General features: G+C 71.1%; 18 protein-coding genes and 1 pseudogene. 9 read left to right on the plus strand and 10 right to left on the minus strand.

Annotation, left to right across the window (positions count from 1 at the left end; all coding sequences use genetic code 11):
* Nucleotides 1-8: 8 nt before the first annotated feature.
* Together ACQ0O7_RS01240 and ACQ0O7_RS01245 are read left to right on the plus strand one after the other, a co-directional pair.
* A complete protein-coding gene (locus ACQ0O7_RS01240; protein ID WP_430779835.1) occupies nucleotides 9-497 on the plus strand; it encodes a hypothetical protein in 489 nt (162 codons plus the stop codon).
* Nucleotides 498-894: 397 nt separating this feature from the next.
* Nucleotides 895-2370, plus strand: coding sequence for an MFS transporter (locus tag ACQ0O7_RS01245; RefSeq protein WP_430779836.1), 1476 nt, complete (start codon nucleotides 895-897; stop codon nucleotides 2368-2370).
* A 193-nt stretch (nucleotides 2371-2563) separates the two neighbouring features.
* On the opposite strand, the gene ACQ0O7_RS01250 is transcribed toward ACQ0O7_RS01245, so the two are convergent.
* Genes ACQ0O7_RS01250 through ACQ0O7_RS01260 form a run of 3 tightly spaced genes read right to left on the minus strand, consistent with a single transcriptional unit; the run spans nucleotide 2564 to nucleotide 5999 of the window.
* The gene (locus ACQ0O7_RS01250; RefSeq protein WP_430779837.1) at nucleotides 2564-3307 is read right to left on the minus strand and encodes a succinate dehydrogenase/fumarate reductase iron-sulfur subunit; all 744 of its coding nucleotides are present in this window, start codon (nucleotides 3305-3307) and stop codon (nucleotides 2564-2566) included.
* Nucleotides 3307-5256, minus strand: coding sequence for a fumarate reductase/succinate dehydrogenase flavoprotein subunit (locus ACQ0O7_RS01255; RefSeq protein WP_430779838.1), 1950 nt, complete (start codon nucleotides 5254-5256; stop codon nucleotides 3307-3309). The genes ACQ0O7_RS01250 and ACQ0O7_RS01255 overlap by 1 nt, the downstream gene beginning before the upstream one ends.
* 2 nt (nucleotides 5257-5258) lie before the next feature.
* Entirely contained in the window at nucleotides 5259-5999 is a 741-nt protein-coding gene (locus ACQ0O7_RS01260; protein WP_430779839.1) for a succinate dehydrogenase cytochrome b subunit, read from the minus strand.
* Nucleotides 6000-6070: 71 nt separating this feature from the next.
* Here ACQ0O7_RS01260 and ACQ0O7_RS01265 point away from each other — a divergent pair, with 71 nt between their 5' ends.
* The 3 genes from ACQ0O7_RS01265 (at nucleotide 6071) to ACQ0O7_RS01275 (ending at nucleotide 9623) form a co-directional block, all read left to right on the plus strand.
* Complete coding sequence (locus tag ACQ0O7_RS01265) at nucleotides 6071-6994, plus strand: LysR family transcriptional regulator (RefSeq protein WP_430779959.1); 924 nt, start codon at nucleotides 6071-6073, stop codon at nucleotides 6992-6994.
* Between the two features lie 51 nt (nucleotides 6995-7045).
* The gene (locus ACQ0O7_RS01270) at nucleotides 7046-7798 is read left to right on the plus strand and encodes a class I SAM-dependent methyltransferase (RefSeq protein WP_430779840.1); all 753 of its coding nucleotides are present in this window, start codon (nucleotides 7046-7048) and stop codon (nucleotides 7796-7798) included.
* Nucleotides 7799-7988: 190 nt separating this feature from the next.
* Nucleotides 7989-9623, plus strand: coding sequence for a substrate-binding domain-containing protein (locus tag ACQ0O7_RS01275; RefSeq protein WP_430779841.1), 1635 nt, complete (start codon nucleotides 7989-7991; stop codon nucleotides 9621-9623).
* Between the two features lie 294 nt (nucleotides 9624-9917).
* Here the strand turns inward: ACQ0O7_RS01275 and ACQ0O7_RS01280 are convergent, their stop codons facing one another.
* From ACQ0O7_RS01280 to ACQ0O7_RS01310, 7 genes are all read right to left on the minus strand, one after another.
* Nucleotides 9918-11357, minus strand: a complete 1440-nt coding sequence (locus ACQ0O7_RS01280; RefSeq protein ID WP_430779842.1) for a phytoene desaturase family protein — start codon at nucleotides 11355-11357, stop codon at nucleotides 9918-9920.
* Nucleotides 11354-12409, minus strand: coding sequence for a glycosyltransferase (locus ACQ0O7_RS01285; RefSeq protein WP_430779843.1), 1056 nt, complete (start codon nucleotides 12407-12409; stop codon nucleotides 11354-11356). The genes ACQ0O7_RS01280 and ACQ0O7_RS01285 overlap by 4 nt, the downstream gene beginning before the upstream one ends.
* The gene (locus ACQ0O7_RS01290; RefSeq protein WP_430779960.1) at nucleotides 12397-13131 is read right to left on the minus strand and encodes a carotenoid biosynthesis protein; all 735 of its coding nucleotides are present in this window, start codon (nucleotides 13129-13131) and stop codon (nucleotides 12397-12399) included. Before ACQ0O7_RS01290 ends, ACQ0O7_RS01285 begins: the two co-directional genes overlap by 13 nt.
* The gene (locus ACQ0O7_RS01295; RefSeq protein ID WP_430779844.1) at nucleotides 13131-13685 is read right to left on the minus strand and encodes a GNAT family N-acetyltransferase; all 555 of its coding nucleotides are present in this window, start codon (nucleotides 13683-13685) and stop codon (nucleotides 13131-13133) included. The genes ACQ0O7_RS01290 and ACQ0O7_RS01295 overlap by 1 nt, the downstream gene beginning before the upstream one ends.
* A gap of 4 nt (nucleotides 13686-13689) precedes the next feature.
* The gene (locus ACQ0O7_RS01300) at nucleotides 13690-14304 is read right to left on the minus strand and encodes a monooxygenase (protein WP_430779961.1); all 615 of its coding nucleotides are present in this window, start codon (nucleotides 14302-14304) and stop codon (nucleotides 13690-13692) included.
* A gap of 67 nt (nucleotides 14305-14371) precedes the next feature.
* On the minus strand, nucleotides 14372-14842 hold the full coding sequence (locus ACQ0O7_RS01305; protein ID WP_430779845.1) for a YbaK/EbsC family protein: 471 nt from the start codon (nucleotides 14840-14842) through the stop codon (nucleotides 14372-14374).
* 2 nt (nucleotides 14843-14844) lie between these two features.
* A complete protein-coding gene (locus tag ACQ0O7_RS01310) occupies nucleotides 14845-15714 on the minus strand; it encodes an SDR family NAD(P)-dependent oxidoreductase (RefSeq protein WP_430779846.1) in 870 nt (289 codons plus the stop codon).
* A gap of 741 nt (nucleotides 15715-16455) precedes the next feature.
* Here ACQ0O7_RS01310 and ACQ0O7_RS01315 point away from each other — a divergent pair.
* From ACQ0O7_RS01315 to ACQ0O7_RS01330, 4 genes and pseudogenes are all read left to right on the plus strand, one after another.
* On the plus strand, nucleotides 16456-16860 hold the full coding sequence (locus ACQ0O7_RS01315; protein WP_430779847.1) for an SAV_6107 family HEPN domain-containing protein: 405 nt from the start codon (nucleotides 16456-16458) through the stop codon (nucleotides 16858-16860).
* A 1067-nt stretch (nucleotides 16861-17927) separates the two neighbouring features.
* Nucleotides 17928-18569: pseudogene (locus ACQ0O7_RS01320) on the plus strand (hypothetical protein); the annotation flags it as partial.
* Between the two features lie 404 nt (nucleotides 18570-18973).
* The gene (locus tag ACQ0O7_RS01325) at nucleotides 18974-20638 is read left to right on the plus strand and encodes a DNA polymerase Y family protein (protein WP_430779848.1); all 1665 of its coding nucleotides are present in this window, start codon (nucleotides 18974-18976) and stop codon (nucleotides 20636-20638) included.
* A 19-nt stretch (nucleotides 20639-20657) separates the two neighbouring features.
* Nucleotides 20658-23963 (plus strand): error-prone DNA polymerase, encoded by a 3306-nt coding sequence (locus ACQ0O7_RS01330; protein ID WP_430779849.1) that lies wholly within the window; start codon nucleotides 20658-20660, stop codon nucleotides 23961-23963.
* Nucleotides 23964-24018: the final 55 nt, after the last annotated feature.

Raw genomic sequence — 24018 nt, forward strand, 5'->3', positions numbered from 1 at the left:
CTTGAGGCATGGCTGACCTGGCGGAACTGCGCGCGATCCGGGCCCGGCGGGCGAGCCTCGACGCCGAAGAGTTGGAACTGATCGACCAGGCCCGGCGTTCCGGCGCCACCTGGCCGGAGGTCGCCGAGGCGCTCGGGCTGGCCAGCCGCCAGGCAGCCGAACAACGCCGGCACCGTCTGGCCACGGCCGCCGAGCGCGCGTCCCGGTCGCGGCGGCAAGAGCTCGATTGCGGGTACGGGCGGGACGTCCCCGAACTCCGCGAACGTGCTGTCGAGTTGTACCGCAGGATCGGCGCCGACCGTCGCTGGGACGGCCGTTTCATCAGGGCGATCCTGGTGCGGGAGACATTGGCCGCGGCCCCGGACGCGCCGGCCGGCGCACTGTACGACCTGGTGGTTGCGGTGTTGTCCGACCTGTCCGGGCCTGGGGTGCCGCCGTTCCCCGGCCCGCTGCGATCGGCGATCGAGCGGCTGCGCGAATCGGTCACCGTCGCCTGACCCGACCCCGGGATCGATCGCTTTCCGTCGTCCGTCTCCTTCCTGCCCCGCCCGTCGCTCGCTCGCCCGCCTGTCCGTCTGCCCGCCCACTTGTGTCCCGCCCGCCCACCTGACTGTCCGCCCGCCCTGCCCATCGTTTTCGGTCGTCCGCCCACTTTCCGCCCCTGTTCGTCGTTCTCCGTCGCCCGTCCACCCTCCCACCCTCGGTGCCCGCCGCCCTCCGTTATCCACAGCGGGCGGTTATCCACAGGGTGCGTTGTTGTCGGTTGACTTCGCTGTGCGGCGGCGGCCAGGATGTGAGTCCGAGCGACTCAACTCCCTCGACGTGGCAGGCCTGCCGAGGGGTTCCTTCACTGTGCCCGTGTGACGGTTTCCGGCCGGGCGATTGGGGTGCGGCATGCGACGAAACGCTGCTCTGTTCGTCCTCATCTCGGTCCTGTCCGGGATGGGCGGCACCCTCGTCAGCCTGGCCGCCGGCATCTGGATCTTCGATCTGACCGGTGATCCGGGCCTGGCCGCCCTCGCCGCCCTCGGGGTCTACCTGCCCAGCCTGGCCGCACCCTGGCTGGGCGCGCTGGTGGACCGTTTCCCACGCCGGGCGCTGCTGATCGTCGCCGAGTTCGTGGTGACGGCCGTGCTGCTCAGTCTGCTGGCAGTGGACTCGGCCGGCCAGGTGTGGCTGATCTACCTGGTGATGCTGGTGCGCGGCGCCGGCTACGTGATCCTGGACGCGGGCGAGTCCGCCCTGCTCCCGGCCGCCCTGCCCGCCGACCGTCTCGGCGATGTGAACGGCTGGCGCTCCAGCGCCCAGGAGGGCATCAAACTCGTCGCGCCACTCGGCGGTGCGGCGCTCTACGCATGGGCGGGCCCACACCCGGTGATCCTGCTCAGCGCCGCACTCCCACTGCTCAGCGCCGGCCTGTACGCCCTGCTACGCCTGAATGCGGCAAAGCCCCAGCACCCCGCCACCCCAAGTCCGGAGCGCACCGCCACCCCAAGTCTGAAGCGCACCGCCACGGCGTGTTCGGAGCGCACCGCCACGGCGAGTTCGGAGCGCATCGAGACCCCGAGGCCCGAGCACACCACCACCCCGAGAGCGGGAGGGCCCGCGGAGGCGTGGGCAGAAGCTCGGGCGGTGGCGGAGGGTGCGACGGCGGCGGAAGTGAGGGCCGGGGCGGGTACGGAACCGGTGGCCGAAGCGGGGGCGCGGGTGGAGACGGGGGAGAGGCGGCGGGCCGGGCTGGGGTGGAGCAGCGTGCGGGAAGGGCTGATCGCGCTGAGGGTGGAGCCGGTGCGGACGCCGGTGCTGCTGGGGGCCGTGGTGATCGCCGTGTCCGGGTTGACCAACGCGGCCGTGCTGGCTCGGATCGTCGGTGGGCTGGATCTTCCGGCTACCTATCTGGGGGTGCTGTCCAGTGCTCAGGGCGCCGGCTCGATCGTGGCGGGGCTGTTGGTGGGACGGTTGCTGGCCCGGTTCCCGGCCGGGCGGGTGGCCGGGATCGGTGGGCTGACCTTCGGGGTGGCCTGCCTGTTCTGGAGCCTGCCCTGGTGGCCGGGGATGATCGTGGGCAGTGTGCTGGCCGGTATGGGACTGGTCTGGGCGCTGATCGCCGCGGTCACCGCGGTGCAGACCGGAACTCCGGAGCATCTGCTGGGCCGGGTCGCGGCTACCAGCAACACGGCGCTGTTCGGGCCGCTGGCCGTGTCGATTCCGCTGGGTGCCGCCCTGATCGGGCTCGGCGCCCGGACTGCCTTGCTGGCTGCGGCAACCCTCCTGCTGATCACCGTCACGACCGTGTGGCGATGGAACCGGAAGCGCCCAGCGCCGACCACGGTCGAGGTCGGCGAGGCGACCGGCCGAGGGCGACGGTGACCGCGGGGTATGGGCGGCAGTCGGCGAGACCGGCAGTCGGGGGGACCGGCGCGACGGACCGGCAGTTGGAGGACCGGCAGCGGCGAGACCGGCAGCGGCGGGACCGGCAGCGGCGGGACCGGCAGCGGCGGGACCGGCGGAAAAACCGGGCGCCCGGCACGTCGTTGTGCCGGGCGCCAGGGGTATTTCGCGATCAGCGCTTGGTGATCGCCTTGCGGTAGTCGCTGTTCAGCCGGCCGATCAGGCTCAGCGGAATGCCCTTCGGGCAGACCGTGGTGCACTCGCCGGCGTTGGTGCAACCGCCGAAGCCGGCGTCGTCCTGCGCCTGGAGCATGTCGATGACCCGGCTGTCCCGCTCCGGCTGGCCCTGCGGCATCAGACCGAGGTGGGCCACCTTCGCCGCGGTGAACAGCATCGACGAGCCGTTCGGGCAGGCCGCCACGCAGGCGCCGCAGCCGATGCAGGTGGCCGCCTCGAACGCCAGGTCGGCGTCCTTCTTCGGCACCGGCGTGGCGTGCGCGTCCGGCGCGGTGCCGGTCGGCGCGGAGATGTAGCCACCGGCCTGGATGATCTGGTCGAACGCGGAGCGGTCCACCACCAGGTCCTTGATGACCGGGAAGGCGGCGGCACGCCACGGCTCGACGTCGATCACGTCGCCGTCTTTGAACTTGCGCATGTGCAGCTGGCAGGTGGTGGTGGCCTTCTCCGGGCCGTGCGCCACACCGTTGATGACCATGCTGCACGCGCCACAGATGCCCTCACGGCAGTCGTGGTCGAACGCGATCGGGTCGTCCCCGTCGAGGATCAGCGTCTCGTTGAGCACGTCGATCATCTCGAGGAACGACGCGTCGGGGGAGATCCCCTTCACGTCGTAGGTGACCATCTTGCCGCCGGCCGAGGGGCCGGATTGACGCCACACCCTGACCTTGATGTCCATTACTTGTAGCTCCGCGTGCTCGGGTGGACGTACTCGAAGTTGAGGTCTTCCTTGTGCAGCGTGGGCTTGCCGTCGTCGCCGAAGTACTCCCACGCCGCGGCGTAGCTGAACTCGTCGTCGTGACGCAGCGCCTCACCGTCGGGGGTCTGCGACTCGCCCCGGAAGTGGCCGCCGCAGGACTCGCGGCGGTGCAGGGCGTCGATGCACATCAGCTCACCGAGCTCGATGAAGTCGGCGACCCGGCCGGCCTTCTCCAGGTTCTGGTTGAGCTCCTCGCCCTTGCCGGGCACCTTCACCCGGGTCCAGAACTCCTCCTTGAGCGCCCGGATCAGGCCGATCGCCTTGGTCAGGCCCTCCTCGGTGCGCTCCATGCCGCAGTACTCCCACATGATGTGGCCGAGTTCGCGGTGGAACGAGTCCACGGTGCGGTCGCCGTCGATCGACAGGAACTTGGCGATCCGGTCCTCGACCTGCTTGCGGGCCTCCACAACCGGAGCATCCGTGGCCTTGACGGCAGGGAACGGGCCGGACGCGAGGTAGTTGCTGATCGTGTTCGGCAGCACGAAGTAGCCGTCGGCCAGACCCTGCATCAGCGCGGACGCGCCGAGCCGGTTGGCGCCGTGGTCGGAGAAGTTCGCCTCGCCGACCACGAACAGGCCGGGCACCGTCGACTGCAGGTCGTAGTCGACCCACAGGCCACCCATCGTGTAGTGCACGGCGGGGTAGATGCGCATCGGCTCCTCGTACGGGTCCTCGCCGGTGATCCGCTCGTACATCTCGAAGAGGTTGCCGTATTTGGCCTCGACCGCCTTGCGGCCCAGCCGGCTGATCGCGTCGGCGAAGTCCAGGTAGACGCCGAGACCACCGGGGCCGACACCACGGCCCTCGTCGCAGACGTTCTTGGCGGCCCGGGACGCGATGTCACGGGGCACCAGGTTGCCGAACGACGGGTAGATGCGCTCCAGGTAGTAGTCGCGCTCGTCCTCGGGGATGTCGGACGCCTTACGGGTGTCCTTCTGCGCCTTCGGCACCCAGACCCGGCCGTCGTTGCGCAGCGACTCGGACATCAGGGTCAGCTTCGACTGGTGCGAGCCGGACTCCGGGATGCAGGTCGGGTGGATCTGCGTGTAGCAGGGGTTCGCGAACAGCGCGCCCTTGCGGTGCGCCCGCCACGAGGCGGTGACGTTGCAGCCCTTGGCGTTCGTCGACAGGAAGAAGACGTTGCCGTAGCCGCCGGAGGCCAGCACCACCGCGTCGGCGAACTCGGTGGTGATCTCGCCGGTCACCATGTCCCGGACCACGATGCCGCGGGCCTTGCCGTCCACGATGATCAGTTCGAGCATCTCGTGCCGGGCGTTCATCTCGACGTTGCCGAGGCCGATCTGCCGCTCCAGGGCCTGGTACGCGCCGAGCAGCAGCTGCTGGCCGGTCTGGCCCCGGGCGTAGAACGTGCGGGACACCTGGGTACCACCGAACGAGCGGTTGTCGAGCAGGCCGCCGTACTCGCGGGCGAACGGGACGCCCTGGGCCACGCACTGGTCGATGATGTTCACCGACACCTCGGCCAGGCGGTAGACGTTCGACTCGCGGGCGCGGAAGTCGCCACCCTTGACCGTGTCGTAGAACAGCCGGTAGACGGAGTCGCCGTCGTTGCGGTAGTTCTTCGCGGCGTTGATGCCACCCTGCGCGGCGATCGAGTGCGCGCGGCGCGGGCTGTCCTGGTAGCAGTACGACTTGACGTGGTACCCGGCCTCGGCCAGGGTCGCCGCGGCCGAGCCGCCGGCCAGGCCGGTGCCGACGATGATGACGGTCAGCTTGCGCCGGTTCGCCGGGTTGACCAGTTTGGCGTTGAACTTGCGCCGTTCCCAGCGGGTCTCCACCGGGCCGTCCGGGGCGGCCTTGTCGAAGACGGGTTCGCCCTCGGTCCAGAAGTCCGTCGTAGCCGTCATGATCAACCCACCAATCCGAACGTGACCGCGAACGGCACCGAGAGGTACATCGCGACCAGCACCACCGAGAGCACCAGCGCGATCGCCTTGGCCCGCTTCTCACCCTTGGTCGTCTGCTGGCCCATCGTGCGGACCGCGCTCCAGATGCCGTGCCGCAGGTGGAAGCCGACGGCCACGACGGCGAGCACGTAGAAGAGCGTCACGTACCAGCGCTCGGGGGCGAAGCCCTCGACCACGCGCGCGGAGGCGTCGGAGTCGGCGCCGGCCGGGTTCACCCTGCCGAGGGTCAGGTCGAGGATGTGCCAGACCACGAACAGCACGATGATCACGCCGCCCCAGCGCATGGTGCGCGCGGCGTAACTGCCCTGGATCTTGGGCCGGTGGGCGTACTTGACCGGGCGGGCCTTCTTCGCCCGGATGGTCAGTGCGGCGGCCGCCCAGATGTGCAGGCCGATCGCGGCCAGCAGGCCGAAGCGCTGGATCCAGAGGAACCAGGCGTGCGGGAGCAGGGGCGTGCCCAGCTCGCGGAGCCACTCCGCGTAGTGGTCGAAGTCCGGCAGGCCCACGAAGATCTTGAGGTTGCCGGCCGCGTGCGCGAAGAGGAAGAGAACCAGCAGCGTGCCGCTGGCCGCCATGATCAATTTGAGGACGACCGACGAGGGTCGTTGCTTCTTGGGAGCCGGAGCGGGCGTTGCCGCGCCCGCCGGCTTCGAAGCCTTGGATGAAGTCGTGTCTACCGCCACAACCTGAAAGGTAGAAAGTCTCTGTCGATTCGTCTAATGCATGAAAGGTAAGATGTTCATACCGATAGGCTATTACGATGCAGCTGCAACAACTCCGGTACTTCGTCATGGTGGCTGAGCTGCGACATTTCACCCAAGCGGCGGACGAAATGGGCGTCTCGCAACCTACCTTGAGTAAGCAGATTCACACCCTCGAAGCATCTCTCGGCGCGCCGCTCTTCGAGCGCATCCGGGGTGACGTCACCCTCACCGTCGCCGGGCAGACCCTCCTCCCGCTCGCGCAGCGGATGATCGCGGACGCCGACGCCGCCCGGGACGCGGTCGCCGACATCGTCGGGCTGCGCAAGGGCGAGGTCCGCCTCGGTGCCACCCCGAGCCTCTGCTCCTCGCTGGTCCCGGCGGTGCTGCGCGCCTACACCTCCGAGCACCCCGGCATCCAGCTGCACGTGAGCGAGGGCAGCTCACAGGACCTGATCGACAGTCTGCTCGCGCACTCCCTGGACCTGGCCCTGATCGTGCAGCCGGAGCACGGCGCCGACCCGGGGCTGGACGCGACCGAACTGCTCCGGGAGAGCCTGGTGGTGGCCTCGGTGGTGGACGGCCCGCCGTTGACCGTGGCCCGCCAGCTCGACCTGAGCGAACTGCGGCACACCCCGATGGTGATGTTCCGGGTCGGCTACGACATCCGCGACGTCACCCTGCAGGCCTGCGAGCGGGCCGGGTTCACCCCCAAGCTCGCGGTCGAGGGCGGCGAGATGGACGCGGTGCTGGCCTTCGTCGAGGCCGGGCTCGGGGTCGCCCTGGTGCCGAGCATGGTCCTGGCCAACCGGCCGCTGCTGCGGGCCACCCCGCTCGCCCCGCCCGGCATGCGCCGCACCATCGCCCTGGCCCAGCGCAGAGGCGCCGTCCTGCCGCACGCGGCGACCGCGCTGCGGGCCGTGGTGATCGAGCACATCGCCTCCGGGGTGTTGCCCGCCGGGGTCAGGGCACTGTGAACCGTCCACATCGGGTAGTCAACCGGACACCCCGCGTCTAGGCTCCGAGGTGTGTGGCATGGCGAGTACCGGGATCCCCGGCTGGTCGAGGTCTCCGACGCTGAGCGCATCTGGGGCTGGGAGCACGACTTCTTCATGCGGGTCCTCGCCGACCGGGTGACCCCCAGGGTGCTCGACCTCGGCTGCGGCACCGGCCGGCTGGCCGTCGCGATGGCCGCCGACGGTCACGAGGTGACCGCCGTCGATCCGGCCCCGGCCTCGCTGGCCGCGGCCCGCCGCCGGTCCGGCGCCGCCCGGGTCCGGTGGATCGAGGGCTCCTATGAGGTGCTGCCGGCGCAGTCGTTCGACGCCGCCTTCATGACCGGCCACGTCGTCCAGCATCTATCCGATCAGGAGTGGACCGGGGCGCTGAAGGCGCTGCGCGACGCCCTGGTCACCGACGGCCGGCTGATCTTCGACGGCCAGGACCCGTCCGGCCGCCCGTGGGCACACTGGGGCCGGGAGTCCACCGAGCGGCCGATCGTGCTCGCCGACGGCTCGACGGTGTGGGCCTGGACCGAGCGGTCCGAACCGGACGGTGACGTCGTCCCGGTGGCCCACCACTACCGGTTCGAGGACGGGCTGGAGCTGACCAGCACCGCCACGCTGCGGTTCCGCGACGAGACCGAACTGCGCGGCGCGCTGCGGGCGGCCGGCTTCCGGGTGGATCAGGTGTACGGCGGATGGAGCCGCGAACCACCGGGCCTCGGCCCCGACGGCGAACTGATCGTGATCGCCGTCGCGGAGCCCCGGATGCTCCCGTGAGAATCTCACCGAACATGCCAGGATCTGCCGGTTTTCCTACTGAACCATTGCAGGACATGAATCCCGGATTAGCATCCGGCAGGCATCCGTACCGACCCATCACGACGGGCTAGGTGGTATGTCCGACAACGAGTGGCCAAGGGAACCCGGCAGTGGCGAGTGGACCGAACACCCGCCGCCGCGGAGCCGTGTGCTCCTCTCCGCCGCCCTAGTGGTCGTGGTCCTGCTGGTCGCGGGCGGCGTCACGTGGCAGTTGATGAACAACGGATCGGCCCAGCCGGCCACCCGTGCCACCGCCGCGCCGGACCCGTCGGCCAGCCGGCCCACCGTCACGCCCTGCCCCGACCCGGAGCTGACCGTCGCCGCGGCGCCGGAGATCGAGCCGGTGATCCGGGTCGCCGCCGACAGCCTCAAACCGGCCGGCCAGCGCTGCGCCCCGATCCTGGTGCGGGCCGAGGAACCCGGCGTGACTCTGGAGACCAAGGACAGGCCGGACGTGTGGGTGCCGTCCTCCTCGGTCTGGCTGACCATCGCCGAGCAGCGCAAAGCCGTCTACAAGGCGTCCGGGGCGACCCTGGCCTGGTCCCCGATCGTGCTCACCGCGCCGGAGTCGCTGGTGCCGCTCTACTCCACGGACGGCAAACCCAGCTGGACCGCCCTGCTCCAGGCGATCACCGACGGGCGCATCCCGGTGGTCACCATGCCCGACCCGCTGCGCACCACCGCCGGCCTGCTCAGCGTGCACGGGGTGCACGCCGCCGCCGCGCTGACCACCAAGGACCCGGGCATCGCCCAGCTGCGGGCGCTCACCCTGCGCAGCCGGCTGGAGGAGGCCGCCGCCGACCCGGTGTCGGTGCTCAACCAGATCGCCGACCAGAACAGCCCGACCGACGCGAGCTACGCGGTCGGCGTCTACCCGATGATCGAGCAACAACTTCTCGCCTACCAGAAGGCGGGACACCCGGTCGCGCTGGGTGGCGCACCGCCCGCCGACGGCATGGTCCAGGCCGATTATCCGTACGCCGTACGCAAAGGCGTGAAGACCGACCTGGTCGACCAGCTGCGCACGGCGATCAGCCGGCCGGCCCTGGAGCAGGCCGGGTTCCGCACCGAGCCGACGGCCGGCGCCACCCGGCTGCCCGAGTCCGCCGCCGGGCTGCTCACCCCGGCCCGGCAGTGGGCGCAGTTCCAGAAGCTGGCCTTCCAGGTGCTGCTGCTGATCGACGCCTCCGGCTCGATGAACGAGAGGATCGGTGCCGGATCGGCCACCAAGGCCTCGCTGCTGCGCGAGTCCGGGGTCAGCGCGGCCGACCTGTTCAACGAGGACACCACCATCGGTATGTGGTATTTCGGCTCCTCCTCGGCCAGCGGTCCGGCACACACCGAGGAGGTCGAGTTCGGCCCGATCACCTCGAACATCGGCGAGACGCCCCGGCGTGACCTGCTGGCCGAGAAGATCGGCTCGTACCGGCCGAACACCGGCGCCGGCACCCCGCTCTACCAGAGCGTCCTGGACGGCATCGCGGCGATGCGCGAGGACGCCGCGCCGGACCGGCCGTCGGTGGTGGTCGTCCTCACCGACGGATCCGACGGCGGGACCCGGTTCTCGATGTCCCAGCAGGAGTTCCTGCGGAAGGTCAACGCCGATCGGGACCCGAAACGGCCGATCCCGGTGATCGCGGTCGGCTACGGCCCGGACGCCAACATGGGTGCGCTGCAGGGCATGGCCAAGGCCACCGGAGGCCAGGCGATCGCCGCCCGCGACCCGGCCGACCTGGCCTCGGCCATGGCCAAGGCGTTCCTGGCCGCCCGCGCCACCCCCTAATCCCGCGTGCCGACTTGCGGCGCGCTCCGCGCCGGAAGTCACCACGCGGGCTTGGCGTCGCTTCAGCGTGGTCATTCGCGGCGCGCTCCGCGCCGCAAGTCACCACGCGGGCTTGGCGTCGCTTCAGCGTGGTTATTTGTGGTGTGTTTCGCGCCGGAAGTTGGCACGCGGGTTGGGCGTCGCTTCAGCGTGGTTATTTGTGGTGTGTTTCGCGCCGGAAGTTGGCACGCGGGTTGGGCGTGGCTTCGGCGTGGTTATTTGTGGTGTGTTTTGTGTTGGGAGGTGGCACGTGGGTCAGCGGGGTGGGCCGATCTCGTCGGCGACGATCCGGGCGGACAGGGCCACCATCGGGAGGCCGCCGCCCGGGTGCACCGAGCCGCCCACCAGGTGCAGGCCGGCCACCGGGCCGCGGTTGGCGGGGCGCAGCAGGCCACCGGCGGTGCCGTAGATCGCCCCACCCGGCGCGGCCGCCGACTCGGCCAGGTCGGCCGGGGTGCGGGTCTCCACGAACTCCAGCCGGTCCCGCACGTCCACCCCGCGCTGGGCCAGCACCGACAGGATCCGGTCGGCGTACGCGTCGGCCAGCCCCGGCCGCCGCCAGTCCACAGCGGACCAGCCGGTGCCGTGCCGTGGGGTGTTCACCAGCACGAACCACGCCTCCCCACCGGCCGGGTGGACCGCCGGATCGTCGGCCCGGGTGACGAACACGGCCGGATCGTCCACCGGCCGGGCCCGCCGCCCCGGCCCCGGGAAGATCGCGTCGAACTCGGCGTCGTAGTCGCGTGGGAAGAAGACCGTGTGATGGGCCAGTTCCGGGGTGTGCCCGCGCACCCCGAGCAGCAGCACGAACCCGCCCAGGCTGCGGTCGGCCAGCCCGGTCAGCCGTCCCGGACTGGGCAGCAGATCCCGGTACAGAGTCAGGGCGTCCACGTTGGAGACCACCACGTCGGCCGGCACGTGCTCGCCCGAGGACAGCAGGATCCCCCGTACCCGCTGATCGTCGGCCTGCACGGCGGCGACCTCGGCGCGCGTGACCACCCGTACCCCCGCCCGGTCGATCTCCGCGCGCAGCGCGCCGGACAGGGTGCCCAGCCCACCCGGCAGGTACCAGCCACCGTGAGCCAGCTCCGCGTAGGGGATCGCGGCCAGCGCCGCGGGCGCGCGGCGCGGATCCGTGCCGGTGTACGTCGCGTAGCGGTCCAGCATCATCCGCAGCCGGGGATCACGCAGGTGCCGGCGGCCCAGCGACCGCAGCGACCGGCCCGGCGCGATGGCCAGCAGATCCGGCACCCGCCACGACATCCGGGCCAGCGACGCCGCCGACACCGGCCGCCGCAGCACCGAGTCCCAGGAGGCCCGCCAGATCCGTGCGGCCCGCCGCCAGAACCGGTCCCAGTCGGCCGCCGCCTCCGGGCCCAGTGCCGCGCCGATCCGCTCCAGGAAGACACCGTGATCGGAGGACGAGTCGAGCACCGTGCCGTCCGGGAAGACGTGCCGCACCACCGGATCCAGCGGCACCGGTTCCAGGCCCAGCTCCAGTTCCTCGAACACCTGCGGCAGGGTGAGCAGGCTCGGGCCGGTGTCGAAACGGAAGCCGTCCCGCTCGTACACCGCAAGCTTCCCGCCGACCTCGGCGGACCGCTCGTACACCGTCACCCGGTGCCCGGCCCGGGCCAGCCGCAACGCCGCGGCCATCCCCCCGACACCCGCACCGATCACCACGATCTCACTCATACCGGACGGCCTTTCCAAGTCAGCAGACGTCGGCGGCGACGGTGGAACGACCGGGCCACCAGCCCGGCGAACACCACCACCGACAGGGGATGGGCCAGCGCGTCCAGCAGCCGTCCGCCGGTGGCCGCCGCGCTGATCAGACGGCCCAGCACCCCCAGCAGATAGGCGGGCAGGGCCAGGCCGGGGACCAGCAGTGGGGCGACGTACAGCAGAAGCAGCAGGACCACGACGCACGCCGCGCCGGCCGCCGACCCGAACGACGCCCACAGTGATTTGCCGTAACCGTCGGCCAGATCGCGCCACGAGTCGTACATCCGGCAGACCGCCAGCCGGGAACCGTCGGCCAGCGCGATCCGGCCACCGGACCGCTTCACCGCGCGGGCCAGGCCGATGTCCTCCAGGATGTCGTCACGGACCGCGCCGTGCCCGCCGGCCCGCTGATATCCGGCCCGGTCCACCACCAGCCACTGGCCGCCGGCCGCGGCCAGCGACGGGCGCGGGGAGCGTTCCATGCCGCGCAACGGCAGGAAGGTGAGCCAGGACCATTGCAACAGCGGCTGGACCAGGCGGCCGGCACCGACGATCTTCGGGTACGGGGACAGCAGGGTCACCTCGGTGGCACGGAGCAGATTGACCGCTCCGGCTATCGCGTCCGGTTCCAGGATCACGTCGGCGTCGACGAAGACCAGCACGTCCGCGTCGGCCGCGTCGTCGGCCAACGTCTGGCAGGCGTTCGGTTTGCCGCGCCAGCCGTCGGGGGGTGGGGTGCCGGTGAGCAGCCGGATCCGGTCGCCACCGATCTCTCGCACCAGGTCGGCGGTGCCGTCGGTGGAGCCGTCGTCGAGGACGTGGATGGTCAGGTTCGCCACACCTCGCTGGGCCAGCAGGGCCCGCAGGCACGGAGTGACCCGGTCCGCCTCGTCGCGGAGGGGTAGCAGGACGGCCACCCGTTCCGCCGTGCTGGTGTCTCTCTCCGGGCGGCGCAGGAGCAGTGCGTTGACCAGGGTGTGGGCCGTGAGCAGGGCCGTCGGGAGCAGGATCAGCGGCGACATAGCCTGATCACGAGGGGGAGGACCGCGGCGCCCATCAGGATGCCGCCCCAGGCCGCTGAGGACGGCAGGTCGAGGAAGACCACGTGCGCGAGCACCGAGGAGAGGTAGGTCCAGATCCACAACGCGTACATCGGACGGTCGTCTGCTTTTTGCCCGATTTTTGCGGACATGAAGCTCATCATGAGCACGGCGAAGCCCAGCCAGCCCAGGTAGTTGCTGATCGGGATACCGGGCACCCCGGGCAGTGCCGGCACCGGATCCTGCCAGCTCCAATAACCCTCGGCCACCATCTGCGGATCCAGGAACAGATCCCAGCAGGCCAGCCCGAACGCGGCCACCACGATCCGCAACGGCCGGCTCCCGGTGATCCGCAGCGCCGCCAGCCACGCCGGCCAGGCCATCCAGGTCCAGGCCAACGGGATGATCAGCGGTACGCCCAGCAGCTTCGGCCCCAACTCGCCGGAATAGTCGTAGGTGCCGAACGGGAACCCGGTCGCCACCCCGACCGCCTCCACCAGGAAACCACCCAGCATCGCCGTGCCGATCAACACGGCCACCGCCCGCGGACCCCGGCTGATCAGGGCATGCGACACCGACAGCGCCACCCCGATCAGCACCGTCGCCACGGTGATGGCGGCCCGGTCGTCAAGCAGCGGATAACAGATCTGGGCCAGGATCAGACAGCCCAGCAGAACCCAGGGAACTCTACGCACGGTCGTGATCAGCCGCCGGCCTCGGCGGGCAGCGGAATCTCCCGGCCCAGGATCGCGAACGGCCGCTCGTCACCCGGAAACAGAAAACTCCGCAGTACGTCGGTGAAGCCGAACCGCCGGTACAGCCGCCACGCCCGGGACACCTGCTCGTCAGCCTCCGGAGTGGACAACAACACCGTCTTGCCGTCCGCCATCGCCAACAGCGCCCGCAACTGCCGGGCGCCGATCCCATGCCCCTGCGCGGCCGGCCGCACATGTAACTCGACCACCTCGAAACAGTCCGTCAGCCACTGCCGGCGGGCCGTCTCGTCCACCGCCGACCGCACCTGATCGTGCCACCACTGGCCCGGCGCCGAGGTGTAGCCGTAACCGAAACCGGCCAGCCCACCCTCCGTCGTCAACGTCGCCACCGCGCGGAAACCCGGCCGGCGCACATGCGAGCCGATGTAACCCCGGCGGGTCTGCAACAGCTCCTTGCGGTAACCCATCGCCGCGCCGTACACGGACACCACGTCGTCCAGCCGGCGCAGCAGATCGTCCGGCTGCCAAGCAACGAGCCTCATCGCCCTATCCCTCTCTCCAGCCGGCATCTTCCCGCCAGTCCAGCACGGTGCGGTCACCGCTGATCTCCCGCACCGCGAAACGGGCGAAGAGCTCCTCGGCGTACCACCGGTCGGCGGGCGTGCGCGCGATCGCCTCCCGATGGTGCGGCTGACGGTACGCGAACGCGGTCAGATCCGCCGTGCTCCGCCACACGCTGACCGTCCCCTGCCAGCCGATCGGAGCCTCCCCGATCCCGAACCCGGCCAGCAGACCCGGCGCCGTCGCCAGCTCCCGCGACACCGCCGGGATCGCCCGGTAGAAGCGCACCGCCCGGGAGGGACGCAGCCGTGCCCTGGTCAGCGCCAGCACCATCCCGTCCGCTTTTCGGCCGGTTCCCCGGAACGGGCTCCGGCCCGCCCACGAACCACGGCTCACCAGCGGCTCCAGATCCAGCCGGGACCAGCCCTCGGCGATCCCGTCCCACGCCGGGAACCGGACCGGGCCGTCGCTCACCGTCACCGCGGCCCAGCGCGTCAGATCGGCGTCACCAGGGCCGAAGGTGGTGCCGGTTCCCGTACCCAGAAATCTGCCGAACCGGACCACGGAGAGATGGTGGCGGGCGAATGCCATGCGCAGCATGGCGGAACCGATCGAACGGCGCGGCACCCGCCAGACATGCAGGCTGACCTGATCGTCGGACACCGCGTCACGCTACCTCCGCCGGTGTGCCCGAGGTGACGCGGACCAGCTCGGCATAGGTGATCGGAAAGACCGATCGGGGTACGCCACCCGCCGCCCAGACCACCGGGAAGCGCTCCAGATCGACGTCGACCAGGGTGCGCACCGGCTTCGGATGGCCCAGCGGCGCCACCCCGCCGATCGCCTGCCCGGTGTGCAGCCGGACGAACTCCGGAGTGGCCCGGCGCAGCTTGCCGATCGCGAGCGCGCCCGCCACCTTCGCGGTGTCCACCCGGTGCGCGCCGGACGTCAGCACCAGCAGCGGAGCGCCGTCCGCGTCGAAGATCAGCGAATTGGCGATCTGGCCGACCTCGATCTCCAGAGCGGCCGCCGCCGCGGCCGCCGTGTGCACCGCCTCGTCCAGGATGACGATCTCGGCGTCGTGGTTCTGTGCTCGCAGCGCGTCACGGACCGCTGCCACGTTGGGATGATCGTGCATGCCTACTCTTCTACCGCCTCGGCGCTGGTATCCCACAGGCGCGCGGCGAGTCCCGCGCTCCGGGCGTGTGCCGCCGGGGTGGCCGGCTTGTCACGGCCCACGTAGTAGGCGCCGTTGGTCAGCCGGTCCGCCGGGGCCGTCGCCAGCCAGACCAGCAGGTCACCGGCCTCCTCCGGGGTGACCAGGAACGGCGCGTACCGGTAGAAGAAGCGGGTCACCCGGCCGGCTCCGAAATTGGTGCGCACCACACCCGGATGGAACGAGACGCTCAGCACATCCGGCCAGCGGCGGGCCGCCTCCGCGGCGAACAGGATGTTGGCCGCCTTCGCCGCGCTGTACGCCGACCAGGAGCTGTACTTCGCCGGGTCGCCCTGGAGCCGGGCCGGATCGGGGACGCCCCGCATGTGGGCGCGGGAGGCGGTGTTCACCACCCGGGCGTCGCGCAACTCCTCGCGCAGCAGGGTGGTCAGCAGGAACGGGGCCAGGTGGTTGCTCTGGATCGTGGCCTCGAAACCGTCCGGCGTGCGGCGGTACTCGCCGACCATGCCGCCCGCGTTGTTCGCCAGGACGTCGATCCGGCGGCCCTTCAGGCTCGCGGCCAGGGCCCGGACCTCGGCCAGGTTCTCGAAGTCGGCGCGGAAGCTCTCCACGGTCTTCGTCTCTTCGGCCCCGGTCGTTGCCGTTGTCTCGCCGGCCTTGGCCGCTGTCGTCGTCCCTCCGGCCTTGGCCGCTGCGGTTGTCTCGGCGACCGCTGTGGCCAGGCGATCCGGGTCCCGGCCGACCAGGATCACCTCGTCGCCGCGGGCCGCGAACCGCTTCGCGGCCGCCAGACCGACACCCGAACTACCGCCCGTCACCACGATCGTCGCCATGGGGCCATGGTATTTGCGGTGCGCTGTGTTCGCTGCGCTGCTCTCCGTGCTGCGCGTTCGTGCATTTTGGATCCTTCGTCCTCTTTTGGCGTCGTCGCCGGTCGGGCTCGTCGGTCCTGAGGCGCCTCCGGCTTTCGATCATCCGTTCGAAAAAGCCGGCGGCGTGGCCTCGTGAAGGTTGCGGTTTTGTCGTAGGGGGGTGTTAGTCTCTGCGTAGTTAGAACGGATGTTCGAAAGGGTGTTCGTTCGGCTCCGGGAGCGTGTTTCGCGGCGCGTCTCCCGGGTGCGGCGCCCGCGAAGCGCCGCGCTGATGGTCCGGGCATTCGCGGGTCCGGGCCTGTGTTGAAGGCAGGCCGTCGCTCGCTGCCCCCGACCCCCGGTGGCGGGCGACGGACCCGCCGGCGGTGCCGGCCGGGTGTGGTGTGGGGAAGCTTCACGCCTGGCCGGCTCGCCGCCCGGCGGCCCGCAAAGGCCGCCCACCGGGGCTCCGGCCGCCCGTTGGAGCCCCGGTTCAAGCAGGCTGCGTCTTCCTCCGCAGTTGATCGGTTCGACCCACCACGTCGGATGCGGAACAGGCGAGGAGAAACGACGATGGCGAGCATCCCGGCCTTCGGTCTCACGGAGATGGAAGACGCCCCGGCCCCCGGTCCGACGCCGACCGCCGGCTCAGCGCCGGCTCCCGGCCTTGCGCCGGTGCCCGGTTCGGTGGCCTCCGGTTCGGGGCCCACGGTTCCGGCGTACATGCTGCCGCATCGCACGCCCGCTCAGTTGCTGGTCATGGCGCGGGAGGGGCTGGACGAGGCGTCGCACACCACTCCCGACGGTCTTCGTTATGCGACGGCGCACATGGCCGCCCTGCGCGCGGCGGCCGCTCTGCTCGCCGCCCGGGCCCGGCCGTCCCCACGCGGCGCACGCCGGACCAGGGCGACCAGTGTGTGGTCCCTGCTGGCCATGGTGGCGCCGGAGTTCAGCGAGTGGGCGGGCTACTTCGCACTCGGGGCCGGCAAACGTGCCGCCGCCGAGGCCGGGATCCCCCATGTGGTGAGCGCCCGAGAGGCGGACGACTTGTTGCGCGCGGCGGAGCAGTTCGTCACGGTCGCCGAGTCCTCCCTGGGTGTGCCCTATCAGCCCCGGCTCGCCGCATGATGCCCGAGTCGGTGTCGGCGTCGGCCGATCGGGTGGGGGCACGGTCCGTTCTTCGGGCTTGCGGCGGGGCGGCCGGCAGCGGGTAGCGAAAGCCGGTTCCGCAGGAGGCTTCGCCAGCGGTGGGAGCCACTGCGATGGGCGGCTACTGCGATGGGCGGCTACTGCGATGGGTGGCTGGTGCCGTCCTTGATGTGCCGTGTCGAGGGCTCGCGATGACCGGGTCGATCTCGCGTATGAGCCCGGCTCCTCGACCGCCGGCCCGTGCGCAACCAATCCCGGACGCAAACGTCCACCGCTCGGCCGATCTTGGAGGATCTACCACCGATTTGAGCCTTCTCTTCGGCGGACTGGTTGCTCGTCGTCGATTCCCGGCGCGAGTGCCCTCCCGCGGCGGATCTCGGTTGATGGACCGCCGGCCTCGGTGTGAGAGCGACCGCGATCGCGGATTCGGCGAGCGCCCGCACGAGGGGTGAGCCGCGAGCGGGCCGGCGGTCGAGAAGAAGACCCGCGGGGGTGCGGCGTTTTACGGGGAGCAATACAGAGCGAGGCGTGACGTGGCAGGGCGCATGATCAGTGGTGCGGTCGCGTTGGCGGGGATGGTTCGGACGGCTAACGAGGCCGGCGAGCCCGATCTGGACCGGATGCTGCCGGTGGCGGCTGAATTGAGCGGCTTGTTGCCAGGGCGAGGACTGCGCCGGGGCAGCACCGTCGCCGTCGCGGGTGGCTGGAGCGCGTCCGCCGGCAAGACCGTCCCGGCAAACGGAGTCATCGCGACGACCAGGACCGCCGCCGCTCGCCGAGGAGTTCCGGCTCGCGGGGACATCTCAGCTCACGGAGACACCCCTGCCCGCCGGGACGTCTCGGCTCACGGAGACGTTTCTGCCCGTCAGGAGGCTCCGGCGCGCGCGGGGGTCGCTGCCCGCCGGGATGGTTCGGCTCGTGGGGACGATTCTGACCGGCGAGGTGTTCGGGCTGGTGGGAACGGTTCTGTCTGGCGAGGTGTCGCGGCGGGTGGAGGCGTCGCGCCCGGTGATGGTTCCGAGGGCGCCGGGGCCGGTCTCCAGGCTGTGCCCGACCTAGGGGCCGAGGTCGGTGGCCTGCGAGTGGTGATCGGTGGGGGAGCGGCAACCGGCAGACCCGCCGCCGCTGGGCCGGGTGACTCGGCGGGGTGGAGTGTTTCGGCGGGTGGGGACACCTCGCTGATGTTGGGCCTGCTCGCCGCCGCCTCCCGGAACGGATCCTGGTGCGCCGTCGTCGGAGTTCCCTCTCTGGGGCTGCTCGCCGCAGCGGAGAGTGGTGTCGTGTTGGAGCGGCTTGCTCTCGTACCTCATCCGGGCCCGGACTGGCCGACCGTCGTCGCCGCTCTGATCGATGGGGTGGATCTGGTTGTCGTGGCTGTTCCGGGGCCGGTGCCGGCTTCGATCGTCAGCCGGCTGGCGGCTCGGGCCCGGCAGCGGGGGAGTGTGCTGGTGCCGTTCGGGGACTGGACCGGAGCGGATGTCACCCTCAACGTCGGTCACGGACGGTGGGAGGGACTCGGGTTCGGGAGTGGGCGGCTGCGCCGCCGGGAGGTGACCGTTCTGGCCCGTGGTCGGGGTGCCGCTGCCCGGCCTCGTGAGATCACCGTCTGGATGCCGGGGGTCATGGTCCGCCACGAGCCGATCCCGCCGCCGTCACCCCGTGTTGCGGGAGATCATTCCGCGGATCCCGTCGTGACATCTTCAGTACGGTCCGAGGATTCCGTGCCTTTGCCGCCGGCTCGGTCGGAAGGGCTTGTGCCGCGGCTCTCGTCACGGTTCCCGGGGCTCGTTTCGCTGCCCCCACCGCGACCGGCGGGACTCGCGGCCCGCCGCCGAACCGAAGTGGGCGGCGGCCGTGCGGTGGAGGGCCCGGTGGGCGGGGATCGTCTTGCCGGAAATCGCCCGGTTGTGTCATTCCCGGTGGTTTCCGGGGAGAGGGCCGCGGTCGATCGAGGCCCGGGCCGGGGCAGAGAGAGTGCGGACACGGGGAAAACCGCTGGTCGGCGGGCCGTGGGGCGGGGCTCACCGCTCGCGGACGGTGCCGGGCGGAGAACCGGGCCGGAGAAGGAAGCCGGGCCGGAGGGGGTGGGGTAGTGGAGGTGGCGGTTCGCACCCTGCTGGTCTGGTGTCCGGACTGGCCGGTGGTGGCGGCGGAGATCGTGGGTGTGACGACGCCCTCGGAGCCGGTGGCCGTGATGGCCGCGAACCGGGTGCTGGCCTGCTCGGAGAGTGCCCGGCGGGAAGGGGTCCGGCGTGGGCTCCGGCGTCGCGACGCGCAGGGGCGGTGTCCGCAACTGGTCGTGATCGAGCACGATCCGGGGCGGGACGCCCGCGCCTTCGAACCGGTGGTGGCCGCCGTCGAGGAGGTGGTCGCGGGGGTGGAGGTGCTGCGGCCGGGGGTGTGCGCGGTGGCGGCGCGCGGGCCGGCCCGGTACTTCGGTGGGGAGGAGGCCGCCGCCGAGCAGATCGTCGAGCAGGTGGCGCTGGCCTGTGCGGTGGAGTGTCAGATCGGGATCGCGGACGGGATGTTCGCGGCGGGGATCGCGGCCCGGGCGGGGCGGGTCGTGGAGGCGGGGCGCAGCCGGGACTTCCTGTCCGGCGTACCGGTGGAGGCCTTGGACGAGCCGGAACTGGGCGACCTGCTGAAGCGGCTCGGAATCAAGACGCTCGGGGATTTCGCGGCGCTGCCGCCGGGTGACGTGCTGACCCGGTTCGGGTTCGGTGGGGCGCTGGCCCACCGGCTGGCCTCGGGCGCCGATCACCGGCCGCTCGCGGTGCGCCGGCCGCCGCCGGATCTCGCGGTGGAGGAGACCTACGACGAGGTTCTGGACCGGGTGGACGTGGCGGCGTTCGCGGGACGGGCGCTGGCCGAGCGGTTGCACGACAGGCTTTCCGCGTACGGGCTGGCCTGCACCCGTCTCGGCATCGAAGCCGTGACCGCGGATGGTCAGGAGTTGTTCCGGGTGTGGCGGCATGACGGGATGCTGACGTCCGCAGCGATCGCCGAGCGGGTGCGCTGGCAGCTGGACGGGTGGCTGACCGGGGCCCGGCGTGGTCACCAGGCCCGGCCGACGGCGGGGCTGATGCGGTTGCGGCTGGTGCCGGAGGGGGTGCTCGCCCACGTCGGGCTGCAGCCGGGACTGTGGGGGGAGGCCGGGGACGGCCGGGAGCGCGCGCACCGGGCGTTCAGCCGGGTGCAGGGTCTGCTCGGGCCGGATTCGGTGTTGACCGCGGTGGTCGGCGGCGGCCGGTCGGGGGATGACCAGGTGCGGCTGGTGCCGTGGGGTGACGAGCGGGTGCCGGTTCGGCCGGCGGCGGAGCACGGTGAGCCGATCGCCGGGATCGAGACGGTGGCGCTGCTGGGGCCGGAGAGCACGGCCCCGGTGAAGGCCCCGGTGAAGGACGTGAAGGCCCCGGTGAAGGAAGAGCTTCCGCCCTGGCCGGGCCGGATGCCCCGGCCGGCGCCGGCGATCGTGCTGGCCCATCCGCTGCCGGCGGCGGTGCACGACGAGGACGGGAATCCGGTGACGGTGAGTGCCCGGCTGGAGGTGTCCGGCCCGCCGGCCACGGTGCGCATCGACAGGCGGGAGCCGGTGGCGGTCACCGGCTGGGCGGGCCCGTGGCCGGTGGATGAGCGCTGGTGGGCGGCGAAGGAGTCGCGGCGGCGGGCCCGGTTCCAGATGCTGCTGGCGGACGGCCGGGCGCTGTTGCTGTCGCTGTCCGGCGGCCGGTGGATGGTCGAGGCCGTCTATGACTGAGTACGGGGAGTGACTGACAGTGGGATTCAACAACCCGGATGTGCCGTGGCGCCGGCTGGAGGCCGCGCTGTCCGGCCGGGCTCCGCTGGAGGGGGACGGCGGGGACGCGCCGGCCTGGACCAGTAGGCGGGAGCCGTACCGGGCGGCTCCGGGCCTGATCCGCCGGGAGAGCACCGTCGAGTACGCGGAGCTGCACTGTCACACCAATTTCAGCTTCCTGGACGGTGCCAGCCACCCGGAGGAACTGGCCGAGGAGGCGGCCCGGCTGGGGTTGACCGGTCTGGCGGTGACCGATCACGACGGCCTCTACGGTGTGGTCCGGTTCTCGCAGGCGGCCCGGGAGCTGAACCTGCCGACGATCTTCGGGGCCGAGTTGTCGCTGGGCCTGACCCGGCCGCGTGCCGGTGAGCCGGATCCGGCGGGCCCGCATCTGCTGGCCCTGGCGCACGGCCACGAGGGGTACGCCCGGCTGGCCCGGGTGATCTCCGAGGCCCAGTTGCGGGGTGGTGAGAAGGGGCGCCCGGACTACGAGAGTCTGGAGCGGTCGGCCGAGTCGTTGCGCGATCACGTGCTGGTGTTGACGGGTTGCCGCAAGGGCACGGTGCCGATGGCGCTGGCGGCCGGGGGGATGGCCCGGGCGGCGTACGAGCTGGATCGTCTGGTGTCGAATTTCGGTGCCCCGAACGTGGCTGTCGAGTTGACCGATCACGGGGACCCGTACGACGGCGATCGCAATGATGCTCTTTTCGCCCTGGCCCGCAGTCGTGGCCTGGAGGTGGTGGCGACGAACAACGTGCACTACGCGGCACCGTCGCGACGGCGGCTGGCGACGGCTCTGGCCGCGGTGCGGGCGCGGCGGAGCATGGACGAGATGGACGGCTGGCTGCCCTCGGCCGGCGCCGCTCATCTGCGCGGGGGCGAGGAGATGGCCCGCCGGTTCGCGAACTATCCGGGCGCGGTGGCGAACGCCGCGATGTTCGGCCGTGATCTGGCGTTCAGCCTGGACCTGGTGGCGCCCCGGCTGCCGGATCATCCGGTGCCGCCGGGGCACACCGAGATGAGCTGGCTGCGGGAACTGACCATGGAGGGCGCGCGGCAGCGGTACGGGGACAACCCGAGGGCGTACGAGCAGATCGAGTACGAGCTACGCATGATCGAGGAGTTGGGTTTCCCCGGCTACTTCCTGGTCGTGTACGACATCGTCAGGTTCTGCCGGGAAAGTCGGATCTACTGCCAGGGGCGTGGATCAGCCGCGAACTCCGCTGTCTGTTTTGCCCTGTGGATAACCAACGTCGACGCGGTGAAGCACCGGTTACTCTTCGAGCGGTTCCTCACTCCCGAGCGTGACGGCCCACCGGACATCGATGTCGACATCGAGTCGGACAGACGCGAGGAGGTGATTCAGTATGTCTATCGCACCTACGGCCGCGAGCACACCGCCCAGGTCGCCAACGTCATCTCGTACCGTCCACGGTCGGCGGTGCGGGACATCGCCCGCGCGTTCGGGTTCTCCCCGGGCCAGCAGGACGCGTGGAGCAAGCAGATCGACAGGTGGGGTGACGTCGCGACCACCGACACCGACATGCCGGAGAGCGTGCGCGCGTTCGCCGAGGAGGTCCAGGACTTCCCCCGGCACCTGGGCATCCACTCCGGCGGCATGGTCATCTGCGACCGCCCGATCATTGAGGTGTGCCCGGTCGAGTGGGGGCGGATGCCGGGCCGCACCGTGCTGCAGTGGGACAAGGACGACTGCGCGGCCGTCGATCTGGTCAAGTTCGACCTGCTCGGGCTGGGGATGCTGTCGGCGCTGCACTACGCCTACGACCTGATCGAGGACGAGCTGGACATCGGCACCATGCCACTGGACGACCCGGAGGTGTACGAGATGCTCTGCCGCGCCGACTCGGTCGGGGTGTTCCAGGTGGAGAGCCGCGCCCAGATGGCCACCCTCCCCCGGCTCAAGCCCCGCGAGTTCTACGACCTGGTCATCGAGGTGGCGCTGATCCGCCCGGGGCCGATCCAGGGTGGTTCGGTCCACCCGTACATAAGACGGAAGAACGGTCTGGAGAAACCTGAGGTCCCGCATCCGCTGATGGCGAACGCCCTGGCCAAGACCCTCGGGGTGCCGCTCTTCCAGGAGCAGTTGATGCAGCTGGCGATCGACGTCGCCGGTTTCGACCCGGGCGAGGCCGACCAGTTGCGCCGCGCGATGGGCTCGAAACGGTCGATGGAGAAGATGGAGCGGATCAAGAGCCGGCTGTATGAGGGGATGGCCGCCAATGGGATCACCGGGGCGCTCGCCGACGACCTCTTCGTCAAGCTCTCCGCGTTCGCCAGCTACGGCTTCCCGGAGAGTCATTCGATGAGCTTCGCCTATCTGGTGTATGCGAGCGCGTGGCTGAAGCGGTACCACCCGGCGGCGTTCTGCGCGGCGCTGCTCAACGCCCAGCCGATGGGGTTCTACTCGCCGCAGTCGCTGGTCGACGACGCGCGCCGGCACGGTGTCGAGGTGCGCCGCCCGGACATCAACCTCAGCGACGCGGCGGCCACCCTGGAGAAGACTCCACGGACCCGGCATCGCAGCGAGCCGGGGGAGCCGCCGTCGAGGTGGGGGGTGGGCGGGCCGGCGGTGCGGCAGGGGCTGTCCCGGATCCGGACGATCCCGGCGGAACTCGCCGAGCGGATCGAGCAGGAGCGGCGTACCGGCGGGGCCTATCAGTCGATGACGGATCTCGCACGGCGTACCGGATGCTCCACCACCCACCTGGAGGCCCTCGCCACCGCCGACGCCTTCGCGGGTTTCGGGCTCTCCCGCCGGGAGGCGCTGTGGGCCGCCGGGGCGGCCGCCCAGGACCGCCCGGACCGCCTCCCGGGGACGGTGACCGGCACCGAGGCGCCCACCCTGCCCGGCATGAGCGACGTGGACGTGCTGGTCGCGGACGTGTGGGCGACCGGGTTGTCGCCGGAGACGCATCCGGCCCGGTTCCTGCGGGCCGAGCTGGACCGGGCCGGGGCGCTGCCGATCGACCGGCTCGCCGGGGTGGAGGGCGGCACCCGGGTCCGGGTCGGCGGGATCGTCACGCACCGGCAGCGGCCGGCCACCGCGGGCGGGGTGACGTTCGTGAACCTGGAGGACGAGACCGGGATGCTCAACGTGACCTGTTCGCCCGGCCTGTGGCAGCGGTACCGGAAAGTGGCCCGGACCAGTGTGGCGCTGCTGGTGCGCGGCCGGCTGGAGAAGGTGGAGGGGGTGCTCAATCTGGTGGCGGACCGGCTCGACGCGGTTTCCCCACCGGTCGCCACGACATCCCGCGATTTCCGATAATTTGCCCGATTTATCGTATAGGGTGCACATCCGAAGTCATCCGGGGGTGCATCAT

The organism is Actinoplanes sp. G11-F43, from assembly GCF_050589265.1.
Classification (GTDB): Bacteria; Actinomycetota; Actinomycetes; order Mycobacteriales; family Micromonosporaceae; genus Actinoplanes.